Origin of the sequence: Streptomyces paradoxus, assembly GCF_014202475.1 — a bacterium.
GTDB classification, from domain to species: Bacteria; Actinomycetota; Actinomycetes; order Streptomycetales; family Streptomycetaceae; genus Streptomyces; species Streptomyces paradoxus.
The window spans coordinates 519,778-536,145 of the sequence record NZ_JACHGV010000001.1; the positions used below are offsets into that span (position 1 = coordinate 519,778).

The following is a 16,368-nucleotide window of genomic DNA, read 5'->3' on the forward strand; positions in this document are numbered from 1 at the left end:
CCGCGAAGCCGACCCGTGCCCATTCTCCTGAGCCCCACCCGATCGCGTGAAATCCGGTGGCGTGGGAACTGGCCGACTTCGGCGGGTTGGGGCGTTGTTACGCTCCTCCGGTGAGGATTCCGAGCCCCGCAGAGATCCAGGCGCTGCACGAGAAGCACGCGCCCACCGCCGAGGCGTTCACGCTCGTGCACACGCACTGCGAGATCGTCTGGGGGATCGCTGAGCAGCTCCTCTCCGCGCCCCACCTGGCTCATCTCGACGCCGAACTGGTCCGCGCCGGCTGCCTCCTTCACGACATCGGGGTCTACCGCCTCTATGGCGACGACGGGCGGCTTGACCACGGGAACTACGTCCGGCACGGACTGCTCGGCCACGAGATCCTCGAGGCGGAGGGCTTCCACGAGACCCTCCGCCGCTTCTGCTCCCACCACACCGGAGTGGGACTCACGCGGCACGACATCGTGCGCCAGGGACTGCCTCTCCCTCCCGCCGACTATCTGGCGGTGACGCAGGAGGAGAGGCTGGTGATGTACTCGGACAAGTTCCACACCAAGTCCCGGCCGTCAACGTTCCTCTCCCCCGACGAGTACGCCGCCCATGTCCGCCGGTTCGGCGAGGACAAGGTGATCGCTTTCCAGGCACTGCGCGCGGAGTTCGGCGAGCCGGACCTCACCGGGCCCTTGCCGGGCTTCGGGACGGAGGAAGACGCGACGGCGGCCGCGGTTCGGGGGTAGCAGGCCGCATGGCCGGAAGGCCGTGGCGGCCGGTTCCTGTGCTCTCACGGCGGCTCGGTGAAGGCACCGAACACGACGAACGCCCCGTGCATCGCCAACCACACGAGGAAGGCGCACGCCATCGCCGTCGGCGAGCAGGCACAGGGAGCGGAGCGTTGACCGTACCGGCCGGCAGCAGCGCGCCGACCTCGAGAAGGCCGTGCGAAGTTACGGCGGCCTCTGGGACACCGAACGCGGGCGTCGCGCACTGCGCGACGCGGGGCACGACCCGCAGGACAAGCACACGCGGAGGATCCTCCGAGACCTCGCGAAGGAGGGCCTGCTGGTGAAAGTGGAGGACCGGCCCGTCACATACCGCCTTGCGCAGCCCGATTAGGAGAAGGCGGGTTCCCCGTTCATCGGGCACCGACGGAAAAGCGGCTCGGACCAGGGGCATGCCCGCCTGCCGCGGGTGCCGATCCTGAGCTCGGCACCCGCCCGGTGCGGCCTACGTGAACACCCAGTGGCGCTCCACACGCGCCAGCTTGACGAACCGCTCCTTCTCCGCGGCCCACGGGTACGGAAGGCGCAGGCGGCGCAGGTCGTCCATGGAGACGACCACAGCGTTGAGCTGCTGCGCCACGCTGAGCACCGCCTGCGGAGAGGCCGACGGAACGGTGACGATCAGCCCTTCCTGGACGGCCCGTTCCAGCAGCTCCTGCTCGTCGTACTCGACGAGGTCCACGAGGTCCGTGCCGATCACGGCCACCACATGGTGCTGTGCGTAGCGACGTCGGATTTCGTGCAGAGCCGAGCCAAGAAGCCGCATGCTCGGGGGCCGGGGAGAGGCGGCGCTACGGCCTGCGGTCATGATTCCGCGGCCGTCGACCACCAGTGCCGGAGCCCCCTCGCCCGCCGGTTCCTCCCACGTCTCCGGCTCGGTCCTCGATGCCCCCGTTTCCGGCGGGGCGGACGAGGCCGGGCGTGGGGCGGGCTCGTCGATGCGCCGCAGCAACCGCTCCAGTTCTCTGTCCGCCCCTTGTGCGATCGGCGTCCCGTCGGGGCCGAAGCAGTCCAGTTCCTCGTCCAGCATGACGGTGCCCGTGTGACGTGCTGTGGCGTGCACCTTCAGGATGCCGCTGCGGTCGTAGTGATAGTCGACATCGAACACGTTGCTCGACGGCTCCGCATTCGGCTGCGGTACCGGGAGTTCCAGCCGGGCCAGGGGAAACGTCCGCTCGTCGTCCGCGGCTCGTTCTCCGTCACCTTCCACGATCTCGAGGACGACCTTGGACGCTCCGCGCACCGCCGGCATGGCACTACGGGTTCCCCGTGCCGGAAGCGTCGAGTACCGAGGGATGAGCGGGGCGAATCCTCTCCGGCCTCCCGCCTCGAAGGACAGACCGAGGTCGTGGCTCGTGGCCACCGAAATGGCCGTCTCGGGGATCAGACCGTCGATCTCGGCAGCGGTGATGGCGGCTCCCCTCGCGACGGCCGTCATCGGTTTGCACAAGCGCGAGTCGACCACGGCTGCCCCGAGAACGCGCTCGACCTCGGTCCTGACCAAAGGGATCTGAGAAGTTCCGCCGATCATCAGCACGGCGTCCAAGTCCTCGGCAGCAAGGCCGACATCACGCAGGCACTCCTCCAGAGGGACGAGCGCACGACGAACCAATGGCTCCACCGCCTGTTCGAACTCCTCCCGGTGGATCACCACGGGTCGCAGACCTCCGAGCGGCTCGAACAGCACCTGATCCGTCTCGGGCTGGGACAGCGCGATCTTCGTCAGCTCGACATGGCGTCTCCACCGACGTGCCTCCTGCCGGGTCAGCCTCTCCGGATGGCTCCCCAGTTTCCGCCTACTCCGGGCCAGTCCGCGGCCCGGCTGGACAGCCGCTACGACGCTCTCGGTAAGGCCTTCCAGAACATCTGGATGCGCCTGCAGTCCTTCGACGTGAAGGACGCCGAAGCGGAGGCAGCCCACGAGGAAGTGACCGCCCTCTGCGCTGAGCTGGACGGCTGAAAGCCGGACATCGCCCGCCCGCCCCGCCGGTGGCGGACCGGCGCGCTTCCGGGTTCCCCGACGTCCGCGGCGCCCTCGTCTCGGCCGACCGAACCGGCGGTCGGGGCGACCCTCCCCGCGCGGTCGTGGACCGGGGCCGACCCGACCTCGGAATCCGTCCGCCCGGGGATTCCGGAACGCCGGTAGGCGGGCGGCGTCGCGGGGGAGAATGGCCGGCATGACGGTTGAAGGCCCCTCCATCGACTCCACCAGGCCGAGCATCGCCCGCGTCTACGACTACCTGCTCGGCGGCAAGGACAACTACGCAGTGGACCGGGAGGTCGGCGACGTGTTCTTCCGCGACCTCCCCGGCTCGGTGGCCATCGCCTTCGCCAACCGCGCGGCCCTGACACGGGCGATCACGCAGATCGTGACGACCACCGACGTACGGCAGTTCATCGACTTGGGCAGCGGTCTGCCGACCGCCGACAACGTCCACCAGGTCGCGCAGCGGCACGCCCCGGAGTCCCGGATCGTGTACGTCGACAACGACCCCCAGGTGCTGGTCCACGGCTGCGCGCTGCTGGAGCAGAACGACCGGACCCGGGTCGTCCGGGCCGACGTACGCGACCCCGATGGCGTCCGCACCCACCCGGACACCCTGGAACTGATCGACTTCGACCGCCCCGTCGCCGTCGTCCTCAGCGCCGTCCTCCACCACGTCAACGACGAGGAGGACCCGGCCGGGATCGTCCGCCACTGGCGTGACCACGTGCCGTCCGGGAGCCACTTCTTCGTCAGCCACTTCCGTTCCGGCGACAACCCGGAGACCGCGGAGGCCGAGCGGGTCCTCCAGCAGACCTTCGGCCGCGGCCGGTGGCGCACCGACGAGGAGATCGCCTCCCTGCTGGAGGGTCTGGAGATCCTCGACCCCGGGATCGTTCCCGCGCCCCTGTGGCGTCCCGACACGACGGCCAACCGTTGGAGCGCCGACGGCGCGCAGCCGGAGCTCAGCGTCTGGCAGCACCTCATCGTCGCCGGGCTGGCCCGCAAGGCGTAGCCGCCCCCGGCGGGCGGCGATCCGTGGGGTGCTGGACCCTGGCGGGGGTCAACACGGGCGGGACAAGGGAGTTGGACTCTCGACGGCGCCAAAACGGCTGATATCGCCTGAGTCTCGGCGCGGGAGGCCATGGTGGCAGGCGCAACCGGTGACCATTCCACTGCCAAGGTGTGGGCACTGATCGGCGGAATCGCATCCGTGCTGTCGATCCTGGGCTGGCTGGGCTTGAACAATGTGGGCGAACTGAAGGACTTGCTGGCCGACTCGCTCCCCTCCAGTTCCAGCCCGGACCCGTACACGTCTTCGCCGACCGACCGCATCCCCGATGACTCCGACACCGGTGAGTGGAGCGCTGACGAGTCCGGCCTCGAGCCGTCGACACCCACTCCGGATCCCACCGAAGAGGCGTTCGAGGCCATCTCGGTCGGCGACTGCCTGGCGGTCCACGACACGGGCCGCGGGGGCACCACCAGCGTCGACTGGAGCGTCGGTGCTCCGCCGGCCCCCGTGTCCTGCGCCGGCGAGCAGGCGCAGGTCCAGGTGACCGCCATCAACACGGCCTGCCCCAAGGCTATGGCAAGTCGCACTGGAGCTACCGGTCCGCCACCGCCGGCGACACCACGAAGCTCTGCCTCACCCGCGTCTACCACGCCAACTACTGCATGCTCGGCCGGCAGTCCGGCGACTCGATCTCCCTCGCCCTGATGACGGCCGTGGCCTGCCGACGCGAGCCGGTACCCGTCCCGTACAACCAGATCATGCACCTCACAGGCGTCTACCGCGCCCCGGCGGGCGCCGACGCGAACAACTGCCGCCGGGCGGCAGGCGACCAGACGCGCTACGGGGCCGCCCTGGTGGACGACCGCGCCACGCTGCTGTGCACCACGATCTACCAGGGCAGCCGACCGACAGCTCGGTCCCCCCCAGCCGCTCGAGTACGCTCGCGGAAAGGCCGGTTCAGGCCCGTCTCCGTCGTCGTGACGGCCGTCGAGCCCGGGTTCACCGAATCGGACGGCGTTGTCACCCGAAAGCCCTCACCCTGTGCTATTTCATCCCCCTTCTCCTGGGTGCCGCATACCGTGGACCCGCCGCCCGAACACCTCTCGGCACAACAGGGAGCGGCGGCGACACGCAGGTCACGGGAGACGGAGGAAGAACGGAACGACACAGGCCGCCGCAGGGAGCGAGCTGGACGAACGGGTGCCGGGGCGCCGGTGGACCGTGCGTCCGGACCCCGTCGGCCGAGGCAGCGCGGAGGTGCGCGTCTCGTGCAGCCGACCCGCGTGTGCCGAGCGGCGTCTGCCCTCCGCGGCGGCAGGCCGTACGGCCGCGGTGGCCCACCTGAAGGCGCACCTGCGCGCCACCCCCGCCCCCAGAGCCGACACCGACTGCGCCTGCCGGGCCGACGGCTGCCGCGCCCACCTCCCCGACACCGGCAGGCATGCGCGTACCGAACAACCCTGGCGGTGCGGCGGACCGATCGTCCTGGCCGTGATCACCGACCGGGCAGGACGCTGGTGGCAGGCCCTGGAGTGTTGGTCACAGTGTGCCGCCGCCACTCCGGGGGCCCAGACCGCGACCACCTCCCATCCGTCCGCACCCCGGACCGCCGGCCGCCCGGCCCCCGCGGCGGCGGGCACCGGCGCGGGCAGGCCGCAGTTCTCCGACCAGCAGGTCACCACCCGGACGGGATGTCCGGCGCCCCTCCCCGTACCCGCACCCCGCCCCGTACCCGCGCGGCGCCGCCGCCCGCCGGAGGCGAGGATCGGCCGACGTGTCATTCCGCGCGACCTGCGGCCCCTGTCCCTGCGGGACGAACTCACCGCACTCGGTGACCTCTTCCGCGCCTACCAGAAGCGCCCCGAGCCCGACCTGGCGATGCTGGCCGATCTCCAGGAACGCAAGGCCCGCGCCTTCCTCACCTGGTCCGATGTCAGTTGCGACATCACCCTGCGGCCGGAGGCCCAGCGCGCCGAGCAGGCCGCCACCGTCATCCGACGCCAGCACCAACACCGCACCGTGCGTCCCGGACGGCGACGAACCGGGCGTGGCGCGCCTGCTGAGCGTATCGGCGCAGTGGGAGTACGCGCGCGCCGTCCTCGCGCACGTGGCCGGCCACACACCGCTGCCCGGAGCGGAAGCACGGCCGCTGGTGCTGATGCTGACCCTGCGCACGGCCCGCACCGGCAACCTTGTCGGCCAGGACGTCAACGCGCTGGGCCTGACCGACCCTGAGGACCTGGTCGAGCAGCTGACCGGCTGCGGCTGGCTGTCCCTCCCCGGCGCAGTCGGCGACCTGCTCGCCTCCCGGCCGGAGAACCCCACCCCGGTCACCGTCCCCTCCCTGGTGCCCGACGAGGGCGGGACGGGCCCGTTCACGTTCGGCAGGAAGACACGGCCCAAGCTCTCCGGCTGGGCCCAGAGAGTCGTCTCGGACAAGAAGCTCCGCAAGGCCAAGGCACCCGCCGGCGCCCGGCTGCTCGCCGTGACGCTGGCCACGTGGACGAACGAAGCAGGACGCCTCGGGCCCGGCGGCCGGGGCGTCACCCTGAACGCCCTCACCAACCGGGTCCCGGTCGGCGCCGGCGAACTGCGGGACCTGATCGACCGACTGACCGCAGCGGACTGGCTCACCGACGCCGCCCTCACCGACGCCGCCCTCACCGACACCCACCTCACCGGCCGACTGCCCGAACGCGTCCTCCCCCTCACCTGCCCCCTGCTGGATTGAGCTCCCGCCCGCCCTCGTCCGCACCCGTGGGCGGGGCGCCGTCGACCCGCCCACGGATTCACCACCACTCCACGTCGGTGGTTCGGTCGTTCTCCCGGTCGGCGAGCTCGGAGACCGCCACGCTGACGGTGGTACGTCGCTCGGAGCAGCGGACGAGGAGGCTGCCTCGGCAGTCACTGCTTCCCGGCGGGCCGGCCGCCCACCGTGCCCGTCCTCAGTCGACCTCCCGCACGCGTGCAGCGGTCCGCTCGGCGAGCTCGCGGACGCCCTTGGCTGCGTTGTCCGAGAGCTCGCCGAGTACGGCGTCGGCGGCGGTGAGGAGGGCACGGGCCTCCTCGGGGCGGCCCGCGTCGGCCAGGGCGAGGGTGAGCCGGTAGTGCTCCTCGGCGATGAAACGGCCGAGGTTGACCCGTTGCCAGTAGCGCAGTGAGTCGTCGCCCGGAGTCGCCAGGGCCTCGCGCACGGCGGCCAGGCTGTCCACCGCCTGCGGCAGCCGACCCCCCTCCCGTTCCCGGCGGGCGAGGGTGTGCCGGGCCGAGGCCCGGTCCCATGCCGACTCCTGAAGGGCGGCGTACAGGCGCTGGGCGCGCAGCGCCTGGGGAAGGTCGCCGAGTTCCTCGAAGTCCTGGGCGAGCGCGCTCAGCGGAGCCGTGGCCAGGGTGTGGGGCGCTTCAGGGCGGCGGAGTCTGCTCTGGTCCATGACGATGCTGTCGAGTTCGCGGATCAGCGTCACCCGCGCGAGTTCCGTCATTCCCTGGTCCCGCGCCAGGTCGGTCCATGTGGAGACCTGCTCGTCCGACGGGTCCGTCCCGAACATCGACTCGTCGAGCTCCCGCGCCCACTGTCGCAACTCGTCCGCGCTCGCACCCGGTTCCGGCATACCGCCCAGGCCGCACGCCGTGTCGAAGTCCGTCTTCCGGACCTCGAGCAGCAGCGGCAGATCTCCGGTATCTCCGTGGAGCCCCACCAGCACGGCCGCGAGCCGCAGTTCGTCCGTCATCGAGGACCGTGTCTCGTGCCGCAGCAGATGCCGCAGCAGCTCCAGATCGCCCTCGGCGCGGTCGAACTGCGCGGCCCGCAGGGTGAGCCGGCGCCGGACCGGGTCCTCGGCGACTTCACGCCATGCCGTGTGGCCGCCCTCCCGCAGGCGGGCGAGATCGGCGCGGCCCGCCGCGAGCACGGGCTCCCACAGCGGGGGACCGGCCGGGCCCAACCGGTCGTATGCGCACCCCTCATCCGCATTGAGCAGGACGAAGTCCGGTTCGGTGCGCAGCAGGGCGGCACGTAGTCTGCCCACCAGCTCGACCGGGGAGCATTCCGGGAAGCCCAGCGCCGCACGGAGCTCGGCCCGCTCCTCGTCGATTCCGTAGTGCTCACGGATCTCGCCCTCGGTCTCCGCGACGCACGCCAGGATCTTCTCCTCGCCGTCGTCCGTCGACAGACGTGTGTAGCCGCGCCAGCCGGGCAGCCCGATCACGACCTCCAGGGCCTCATCGACACTGGAGCCGATGATCCCCGCAGCGCCCTCCGAGTCGGCGTAGAGCACCGAGCCGTCCGCGCACACGAAGTACGTGCCGCCGGTGTCGTCCCCGGCCACCGTCTCCAGCGGTCCGCCCGAGGCGAGGCGGACCTCCTCGACATGGCCGTGGGCGGCGCGGTCCAGGTCGAAGTCGAAGGGGAAGGCTGCCAGTTCGGCCAGGCGGCGGTCCTGCCGCAGCAGCCGTAGCGCGTGATCGGTCATGTCGCGGAAAGTAACACCGTCCACTGACCGCGGACTCGCGGCCCCTGCAGGAAGCGGGCTCGCCCTGTCCCTCGGTGTCGTCGGTCCGCACCGGTTCGTCGGCGCGGGGCGGAAGGTGGAGCCGGATGCCCTCGTAGGCGACCCCGCCTTGGGGCGGAAGGCCGACGACGGCCTGCGCGGTGCTCTCCCGGCATGTCAGGTCGGTGACCTTCCAGTCGTTGATGGTCACCGCGTACTGGCGCGTGCTCATCACGGTCATCTTGAACGTGTCCGAGAACTCCATGCGCCCACTGGAGGTTTGCGCCTCGTTGTACCGCTGCGGAGCGTGCTCCAGGAACGGCGCGTAGGCGAGCGGACGGCCGCCCAGGGACTCGAGGTAGGAGAAGACGTCCGAACTGGCCTTCATCTTCCGGGCCTCATCGTCGGTCAGCGTCCGGTCGAGCACCATCGCCCACTCCCGGGGCTCACTCTGCTCGGGCTGTACCGACAGCGTGAACGGCAGCTGGGAGGCGTCGTACGCCTTGCTGAGGTGTTCTCCTTGGTGACGCTCGGCCCGGTCATGACGTAGGCCAGCAGCGCCCCGCCCAGTCCTCCCAGCACAGCGCTCACCGCCGCCACCGTCAACCACAGCCTCCTCTTACGCCGGGAGGCGTCGGCAGGCACGCCGAGCACTTCGGGGAGAACCGTCCGGAGACCGTCGTCACCCCCGCTGCCCCTGCCGGTGGACACCGAAGACGGAGGCGGCACGTCCGGAGGTCGCGTCGGTGAGGGCGGTAAGGGGGCGGGCGGTGCGGTACCGTCCGGGGTCCCGTTCTGCTGTGCCGACCCCGAAGTGGGGCTTCCCCCTGTGTTCCCTGTGGTGCTCGGCCGGGGTTCCGGTGTCCCGCCCGCTGGCGCGGTCGCCCTCATGCCGTCCCCTCACGCCGTGGTATGTGGTGTTCGCGCTCGGCTGCCCGATGCGGGGGCCCCGTGCAGAACCCCCGTCGTGCACCAACCGTCCCTCGCCACCCATAGGGACAACGGCGTTGCCTGTCGGCCGAGTTGACACCTCCCGTTCCAGCCCCACACCGGCACTCCGCCCCCCGTACAGCCCTCTCCCCTACAGGCGTCGCTGCTGGTGACACGCCGGTCGTCGCCTCCACGCTGGCCGCATGCACAGTCCTTCCTCCCAGCAGCACCGGCCGGTCTCCCCCGGTACCGTCTCCCCCACCGAGTTCGCCATGGCGTTCACCTCGACCCCACGCGGCGCCCGCTTCGCCCGGCTCATCGTCGCGCAGTGTCTGGACTCCTGGGGCCACCCCTACGACAGCGACGTCAACGAGACGCTGACCCTGATCGCTGCGGAGTTGTGCGCCAACGCCGTACGGCACGGGCACGTCCCCGGACGGGACTTCCACGTCCGGCTGGCCGCCGAGGCGGACGACCGGCGGCTGCGCCTGGAGGTCTCCGACACCCGCGCGGAACGCCTGCCCGCCGCCACCGCTCCCACGGACCCCGAAGGCGAGTCCGGCCGGCTCCTCCTCGTCGCCGCCTTGGCCGACGACTGGGGCGTCACCGACCGCCGTGGCGGCCCTGGCAAAACGGTGTGGGCGTCCGTGAACGTGACCTGCCCTTCCACGACATGAAGCCGTCCGCCCCGTCGACGATCCGGCTCCACCGGCGGGTGTGCTCGCGGTGGCCGGACGCCGGTCGACGGGTGTTCCTCGTCGTTCAGGAAGGGCAGGTGCAGATCACCGATGGCCAGGGGTACGAGGTCCGCGTCGAGCGCTTCGGCGCTCGGGGCGAAGGTCTCGGGGGCCATCTGACGACGGCGGACCGAGCACGCACGCGTGCCTGCCCTCGCGCTTACCGCGCCCGCCTGCACACCCGCGCCCCCTTATCCCAACGCGGCGCCGATCGCGCGACGAGACGCTAGGGTTCGGTCTCAAGGGGAGGACATCGAGCGGCCGTTGTGCCGCTCGCCGAAGCATCGCGCGGAGACGGAAGCCGGGGCCCGCGCCCCGCAGCTCGGCCGCCGCGGAACAGTCTGGGGGAACGCGCCGTGACAGACGCGCCGACGCACGCTGCCGACACCGGTACGGACGAAGCCGACGACGCCGCCGACCGGAAGGTCGTCGAGCAGGAACAGTCCGAGATCAAGGACTTCGTCAAGGGTCTGAGCGCGGACGACATCAAGTCGGGCAACTGGTTCACCAAGCTCGCCGCTCACGCCATGAACGCGTACACCGAGAAGGTCGACTGGCAGTACTTCCAGGACCGTTACGAGGGTGTGCCTGCGGACGTCATCGTGGATCAGCGGATCAAGATGGCGTCCCGGTACGCCGCGCTCGAAGGCGGGCTCTCCGCCGGGGCGTACACCGCAACCGTCGCCGCCACCATCGGCACCGCCGGGGGAGCCTCCCCCGCGACCGTCCCCGCGGCCGTGGCGACCGTGATGGTCGACGTCGCGTTCATCTCCCAGCTCCAGCTCCGCCTGGCCTACGACATCTCCGTCCTCTACCGGGTACCGATCGACGTGCACGACCCCGAGGACCTGTGGAAGCTCATCCGCGTGGCCTTCACCATCAAGAGCGGGGAAGCGGCCAACAAGACCGTGACCAAAGCGATCCCGGTCATGGTGCGACCGTTGGTCAAGCGGTTCTACTCGGGATCGGTGCTCACCGCCGGGAAGGCGCTCCCCGTCGTCGGGAAGCATCTCCTCCAGCGCAACGTCATCAAGATCGGCATCCCTCTGGTCGGCGTCCCCCTTGCCGTCCTGCTGAACCGCTACACCACGCTCGTCGCCGGCCGGCACGCGCGGGCCGTGTTCCGGAACGAGGCGCGGGTGATCGAACTCGCCGAGGGACTGAGCGAGCGCAGCCGGCACCCGCAGTTGATGCTGTGGGTCGCGTGGCTCGTCCTCAGGACGAACGCGAAGACCAAGATCGCCGATGACGAAGCACTGCTGATGCGGCACCTCGTGAGGCTGGTCAGGGAGCGGCACGAGGTGGTCGACGAGAAGCTGGCGAACGTCGTCGACATCGACCCCGCCGAGGTGTGGAAGCGCGTGGACGCCGAGCCGGGCGATCTCGGCGACGTTCTCGACGCGGCGGAACGCGTGGCCACCGTGGACGGTGACGTCGACTCCCGTGAGAAGGCGGTCCTCGCGGAGCTTCGGGAGCGGTGCCACCGGGGCTGACCCCGGCGTGCGGCAGCACTCTCGCGCCGCTCCCCGTCGCGACCCCGCGTCCGTGTACAGGGTGGGGCGGTACAGGCGTCGCTCCTGGTGACACGCCCGGCCCGGCCGCAACGCTGACCGCATGCACACACCGCTTTTCCCTCCCCTCGGAGCCGCGGGGGCCCGTGAGTTCGCGATGTCGTTCACGTCGACCCGACGGGGCGCCCGCCTCGCCCGGCTGTTCGTCGCGCAGTGCCTGGACTCCTGGGGCCACCCCTACATCAGCCACGTCAACGAGACGCTGACCCTGATCGCTGCGAAGTTGTGCGCCAACGCCGTACGGCACGGGCACGTCCCCGGACGGGACTTCCACGTCCGGCTGGCCGCCGAGACGGACTGCAGGCGGCTGCGCCTGGAGGTCTCCGACACCCGCGCGGAACGCCGGCCCGCCGTCACCAGCCCCACGGCCCCCGACGCCGAGTCCGGCCGGGGCCTCCTCCTCGTCGCAGCTCTGGCCGACGACTGGGGCGTCACCGACCGTCGCTCCGGCCCCGGCAAGACCGTGTGGGCGGTGCTGAACACCGCGTCGAGCAGACCGCCCGGCACCCGTCCGCAGACGCAAGCACCGGTCTCCCCGGAGCGCCCCGTCGGACTGCCGCCGAGCCGGTGACAACCGGCCCCACGCCCACGACGGCAGCGCACCGAACCGACGGCGCAAGGTATGTGCGGTCGGGGCGATCCTGTTCAGTTGGCTCGAGGCCTACCCGGCATCACTTCTCGTGGCCTCGGATCCAGTCGGCTCCATGGACCTCGTGCCTGTGCTCTCGCCCTTCTTGCCCGCCTCGATGGAGGCGTGGCGCCGCCGTAGAAGCTCGGCACGCTCCTCGTCCGGAATCGTCATCGACTCGGCGAGCACGGCGGCGAGCGCGTCCACTTGAGTGGTGTCGATGTCGGCGCGGAAGAGCCACCGGATGCTTTCGTCGCGCGTGATGAGGTCGATCGCCAGGCACTCACTCTGGTCCTGTGTCGCTGCTCGGACGTATCGCGCTCGGTCGATCGGGATTTCCTGACGGATCTCGCCCTGCTCGAGGAACGCTTTCGTCTGGGTGATGATGATGCGGCGGTCGGTGACGGCGACCAGTGTCTTCGCCGCGGCCTTGTCCCTCGTTGCCGCCAGTTTCTCCTTCGCCCCGCCGATGATCGCGAAGATCGAGCCGAGGGCGTCGAGCTGGTCGTGGAAGCCGAGGACACGCAGGGTCTCACCGAATCCCGGGCCCGATGTCAGTGACTCGGCCTAGCCTTCTCTCCGTGTCCGTTCACCCCGCACCGGACCGCGCGCGGACAGGACGGAGGGCGCAGCAGCGCGGGCACCGCATTCGGTCCACGCCCCGCGCGCTGACCTGCTCGGGTTCGTCGTCCACGAGGACCTGGACGGCTTCACCGACGCCCAGTACGACCACATCCGTACGGCACTGACCGACGAGTTCGCCCGCCAGTGCCAGGAGTTCCGGTCGGCCATCGCGCTCGCCGCGTGGGAGAGCGAGGGCTGGCTGCTGCTCTTTCCGGACGCATTCCCTCACGTCCGCCCGCGCTGGAAGGTCCCCGACCGTCTGCTCGACAAGGACACCGGCCGAATCAAGGACGCCAAGGAGGAGCTGAAGCGAGGGCTCGGCTCACCGGTCTTCCGGGAGAGCGACGGCCCCACGGTCGCCCGCGAGGCGCTGCGGCACCGGCTGATCCCGTCCCCGCGTGGCACCAACCGCTCGTACGCGGACTTCGTCGGCGATCTCGCCGGCTGGAGCTGACCACCGGTCACGAGAAGGCAGGCATACGGTGTCCTTCATACCGTTGCCTGTCAGCGGTCGTGGACTGTCAGCGCCAGGGGGCGCGTGTCCCGCCGGTGGAGGACGAGCTCCGGCCGAACGGATCGGTCGCAGCCCGCGAAGGCCCCGCCGTCTCACCTGGGGCGTCGGAACAGCATCAGCAGAGAGAGCCCGCCGATCACGGCCGTCACCGGCCACATCCTGAGCGCCGACGGTCCCAGTGCTGTCAGCGCGGCGAAGCCGTAGACAGCGGCCGACCATCCCAGCAGTGCGTGGAAGGCGGCGGGCAGCGCTCTGGACCACCGCAGGGCGAACGCCGCGGCCACCGCGATCGCGGGGTACAACCACTTTTTCTCCACGGCGGGCCCGCTGAGGAACACGTACTGGACCAGGTCGCGGTACCAGGGTGCGGCCTCCTCCCGCGCGGCGAGTTCGGCGGGCCATGGCCAGGACAGGCGGACTTCATCGGCGAGTTCGAGAGGGAGCTGCCAGCCTGTGGTCAGCAGGACGGTCCACAGCAGTGCGCTGAGGGCGGCGGCGTGACCGAGACGGCTGGGCTCGCCTGTGCCGAACCGGGGAGTTCGGTTCGCGGGCGCTCCGCCGCCCCGTGATGTCGGCGCACTCCGCCTCGGGACCGGACGCGGCTTCGAGGGCTGATCAGGCGCACGCCGGGGGCGCGGCGGCGCGGGCTGGAGGTGCGTCGCGGTCCGGGGGCGGAGGTTCGCGGGTGCCTGGTTCTGCTCGTCCAGGCGTCGCTGACGTGCCTCGCGCATGCGTCTGAGCTGTTCATCTCCCATGATTCCCGGGTGCTCCGTGTTCATTCGTTCGATCGCAGGCGCCTGCGTGGTCGGCCCTGGGGAGGGATGGGGCACGGGCAGCGCCTGTGAAGTCGGCAGGGTGTGCGGGGCGGGCGACTACCGGGAGCCGGAGCCGGAGACCGCCCGGCGGGCACGGAGAGCCTGCTGCATCTGTTCCGTGGTCGCCGAGTCCTTGGCATCGCCGTGGTACTCCAGCGGGTCGACGCGGCGGGCTTCGTCACCGCAGACCGGACAGTCCGGGCGTGGTCCGGTGCGCACCCAGATGCTCTGGAAAGCATGCTGGCCGGGCACGTTTTCCATGACCTTCGGGAAGAACCAGTGGTCAGGTTCCATGGCCATCAGCACCATCGGCAGGTGCTCCGCAAGGGGTTTCGCCAAGAAGCGAGTGATCCGGTCCTGCGCATCGTCGTGGAGCAGCGCCAGGGCGATCTTCGCGCCGGACGAGGAGACATGCTGGATGTCGGGCAGGAGTCCGGGGACCGCGAAGCTGCGGCCGGTTCCGTAATCCGTGGGCGGCCGCATTCCCAGGTTCCCCAGCGTCTCGCGGACACCCCCGGTCGAACACGCCCAACACGGCAGCGACGGCCTGGAGAAGACCACCTCGCCGCCGGCCGCACCCTCGTAGAGCCCGACGAAGACGGCGGGCTTGCCGAACCAGTAGGCCAGATGGTTGAGACGCTGCTGGGCGGCGTTGTCGTCGGTCGCGGCGATGATCAGATCGACGTTCGGCAGCGTCTTCCTCCAGTGCTTCGGCTTGATGTCATCGACGCTCGCCTTCCAGGCCCGCGTCCTGATGCCGGGGTGGACGTTCCGCAGGTGACGAGCCGTTGCGTTGGCCTTCGGCGAGCCGATGTCATGGGCGGTGAACAGTGAGCGGCCGATGTTGGCGGCTTCGACGCGATCAGGGTCCACGACGGTCATCCGGCCTACGCCGGACCTCACGAGCACGTCGGCGAGATAGGAACCGACCGATCCCGCGCCCACCAGCAGGACGTGGCGGTCGGCCAGAGCCGGCGACAGGAGGCCGCCGGTACGCGCGAACAGCGCCTGTCCGAGGGACGTGCGGCCGGTGAGACCGAACCACGCGCCGACCCGGCCCAGCATGCCGCGCCGGGCGGGACGGCCGGGCACCGCCGAGGCACCCGGTGCCGCGGGTGTGCCGGGCGCCGGCCGAGTGCCGGGATCCGGCAGAGCACCGGACACCGGCATCGTGCCGGTGTCCGGTCCCGTCGCGCGAGAGGCGGCGGCCTCGCGGGCGACTGGCCATGCGTGCCCGGCCGGGGCAAGCGGCCGGTGACCTCCCTCTGCCGGTGCCGCAGCTGCCTCCGGTGCCGCTTCCACTGACGCTTCCCCACCTTCCGGGGCCGGGGGCGTCGTCGCCGTGCCGTTCGCCTCCCGACCCCCCGGCGACGGCAGCCCGTTCACCCCGTTCATCGTGCGGAGCACGGACTGGAGCGCACCTGCCAAACGGTCGACGGGAGGGGACGCGAGGTCCCACGGCAGCGCGCGCACGCCAGCTCCGTCAAGACTGTCGAGGGCGTACACCACGGGCGCGGTGAAGGGGAAGTGCGCCGTCACGAAAAGGTGCCGGCAAGGCCCGAACAGATCATCCGGAAGCGGCACGCTGACGCCCTGGACGTCGTCGAGCACCTGCACCGTGCTCTCGGGGAAGGGCAGACCGGCCCGTTCGACGGCTGCGCGCAGGGGGATGCGGATCGGGCGCATTCGCTCCAAGGTGAACCGGGGGCCGTCGAACGTGCCGCAGAAGAACGAGATCCGGACCCCCGGGGATGTGCGCAGTTCGTGCGGCCCGAGCGCACTGCCGCCGTCGTGCGTGACGATCGGCCCGATGTACCGGCCAAGCTCCGGATTGGCCTCGAGGGCCGTGGCGAACTCGTGCCGGTCCTGATAGGAGGGCTGGGGCGTTCGGGCGGGGTGGGAGTGCACGATGCCCTTGAAGCGTTGCACACCGGACTGCTCGCGCTGGGTGATCTCGTCGAGCAGCCACTGCGAGTTCTGGTACTCGATGCGGGTCACACGGGCGGTGGGGTCATGGATGAACGAGGTCACCACGTCCTGGCCCCGGAGCCCGAGCAAGGCGCCTCCCTGCTCGGGCTGCACGGCCCCGAGGGTTCCGTCCAACGCGTCGAGGACGAAGTCGAAGATGCGGACAGGCAGCATGCAGGGGTCTCCTCAGCGGCTGGGGCAAAGCCCGGGGAACTCCGGCAGTCCGCGACCGCGGACTGCCGGACCTTCTCACGGCGGTGCTCTGGGAACTCGCTGCGGGCCCCTGTGGCTTCAGCCGTGCTGTCAGCGGTACGGA

Annotated in this window: 13 protein-coding genes and 1 pseudogene; 8 read left to right on the forward strand and 6 right to left on the reverse strand. The window is 70.8% G+C overall.

All coding sequences use genetic code 11. The annotated features are described in order from the left end of the window. Positions 1-110: 110 nt before the first annotated feature. Positions 111-734: an HD domain-containing protein gene (locus HNR57_RS02385; RefSeq protein ID WP_184555149.1), complete on the forward strand. Its 624-nt coding sequence runs from the start codon at positions 111-113 to the stop codon at positions 732-734. A gap of 487 nt (positions 735-1,221) precedes the next feature. On the opposite strand, the gene HNR57_RS02390 is transcribed toward HNR57_RS02385, so the two are convergent. Then, complete coding sequence (locus HNR57_RS02390) at positions 1,222-2,997, reverse strand: Hsp70 family protein (RefSeq protein ID WP_313672937.1); 1,776 nt, start codon at positions 2,995-2,997, stop codon at positions 1,222-1,224. Between HNR57_RS02390 and HNR57_RS02395 the strand changes: the two genes are divergently transcribed. From HNR57_RS02395 to HNR57_RS40530, 3 genes are all read left to right on the forward strand, one after another. Then, a complete protein-coding gene (locus HNR57_RS02395; protein ID WP_184555153.1) occupies positions 2,945-3,775 on the forward strand; it encodes an SAM-dependent methyltransferase in 831 nt (276 codons plus the stop codon). The genes HNR57_RS02390 and HNR57_RS02395 overlap by 53 nt on opposite strands. 129 nt (positions 3,776-3,904) lie before the next feature. After that, a complete protein-coding gene (locus HNR57_RS02400; RefSeq protein ID WP_184555155.1) occupies positions 3,905-4,480 on the forward strand; it encodes a hypothetical protein in 576 nt (191 codons plus the stop codon). A 1,342-nt stretch (positions 4,481-5,822) separates the two neighbouring features. Beyond that, positions 5,823-6,506: a hypothetical protein gene (locus HNR57_RS40530; protein WP_313672938.1), complete on the forward strand. Its 684-nt coding sequence runs from the start codon at positions 5,823-5,825 to the stop codon at positions 6,504-6,506. 214 nt (positions 6,507-6,720) lie between these two features. Here the strand turns inward: HNR57_RS40530 and HNR57_RS02410 are convergent, their stop codons facing one another. Then, positions 6,721-8,247, reverse strand: coding sequence for a hypothetical protein (locus HNR57_RS02410; RefSeq protein WP_184555157.1), 1,527 nt, complete (start codon positions 8,245-8,247; stop codon positions 6,721-6,723). Positions 8,248-9,398: 1,151 nt separating this feature from the next. On the opposite strand from HNR57_RS02410, the gene HNR57_RS02415 reads away from it, so the two are divergent. Beyond that, complete coding sequence (locus HNR57_RS02415) at positions 9,399-9,872, forward strand: ATP-binding protein (RefSeq protein ID WP_246554141.1); 474 nt, start codon at positions 9,399-9,401, stop codon at positions 9,870-9,872. Here the strand turns inward: HNR57_RS02415 and HNR57_RS39355 are convergent. Beyond that, positions 9,868-10,048, reverse strand: a pseudogene (locus HNR57_RS39355) (FMN reductase); the annotation flags it as partial. The gene HNR57_RS02415 and the pseudogene HNR57_RS39355 overlap by 5 nt on opposite strands. A gap of 240 nt (positions 10,049-10,288) precedes the next feature. Here HNR57_RS39355 and HNR57_RS39360 point away from each other — a divergent pair. Together HNR57_RS39360 and HNR57_RS02425 are read left to right on the forward strand one after the other, a co-directional pair. Continuing rightward, positions 10,289-11,425, forward strand: coding sequence for a hypothetical protein (locus HNR57_RS39360; RefSeq protein WP_184555159.1), 1,137 nt, complete (start codon positions 10,289-10,291; stop codon positions 11,423-11,425). Positions 11,426-11,546: 121 nt separating this feature from the next. Next, positions 11,547-12,074 carry an ATP-binding protein gene (locus HNR57_RS02425; protein WP_246554143.1) on the forward strand — a complete coding sequence of 176 codons (528 nt, stop codon included), beginning with the start codon at positions 11,547-11,549 and terminating at the stop codon, positions 12,072-12,074. A 90-nt stretch (positions 12,075-12,164) separates the two neighbouring features. Here HNR57_RS02425 and HNR57_RS39365 read toward each other — a convergent pair whose 3' ends face one another. After that, on the reverse strand, positions 12,165-12,338 hold the full coding sequence (locus tag HNR57_RS39365; RefSeq protein WP_246554147.1) for a hypothetical protein: 174 nt from the start codon (positions 12,336-12,338) through the stop codon (positions 12,165-12,167). On the opposite strand from HNR57_RS39365, the gene HNR57_RS39370 reads away from it, so the two are divergent. After that, a complete protein-coding gene (locus tag HNR57_RS39370; protein ID WP_246554149.1) occupies positions 12,339-12,692 on the forward strand; it encodes a hypothetical protein in 354 nt (117 codons plus the stop codon). A 669-nt stretch (positions 12,693-13,361) separates the two neighbouring features. Here HNR57_RS39370 and HNR57_RS02435 read toward each other — a convergent pair. Next, positions 13,362-14,024: a hypothetical protein gene (locus HNR57_RS02435; RefSeq protein WP_221341964.1), complete on the reverse strand. Its 663-nt coding sequence runs from the start codon at positions 14,022-14,024 to the stop codon at positions 13,362-13,364. Positions 14,025-14,141: 117 nt separating this feature from the next. Further along, complete coding sequence (locus tag HNR57_RS02440) at positions 14,142-16,226, reverse strand: ThiF family adenylyltransferase (RefSeq protein ID WP_184555165.1); 2,085 nt, start codon at positions 16,224-16,226, stop codon at positions 14,142-14,144. Positions 16,227-16,368: the final 142 nt, after the last annotated feature.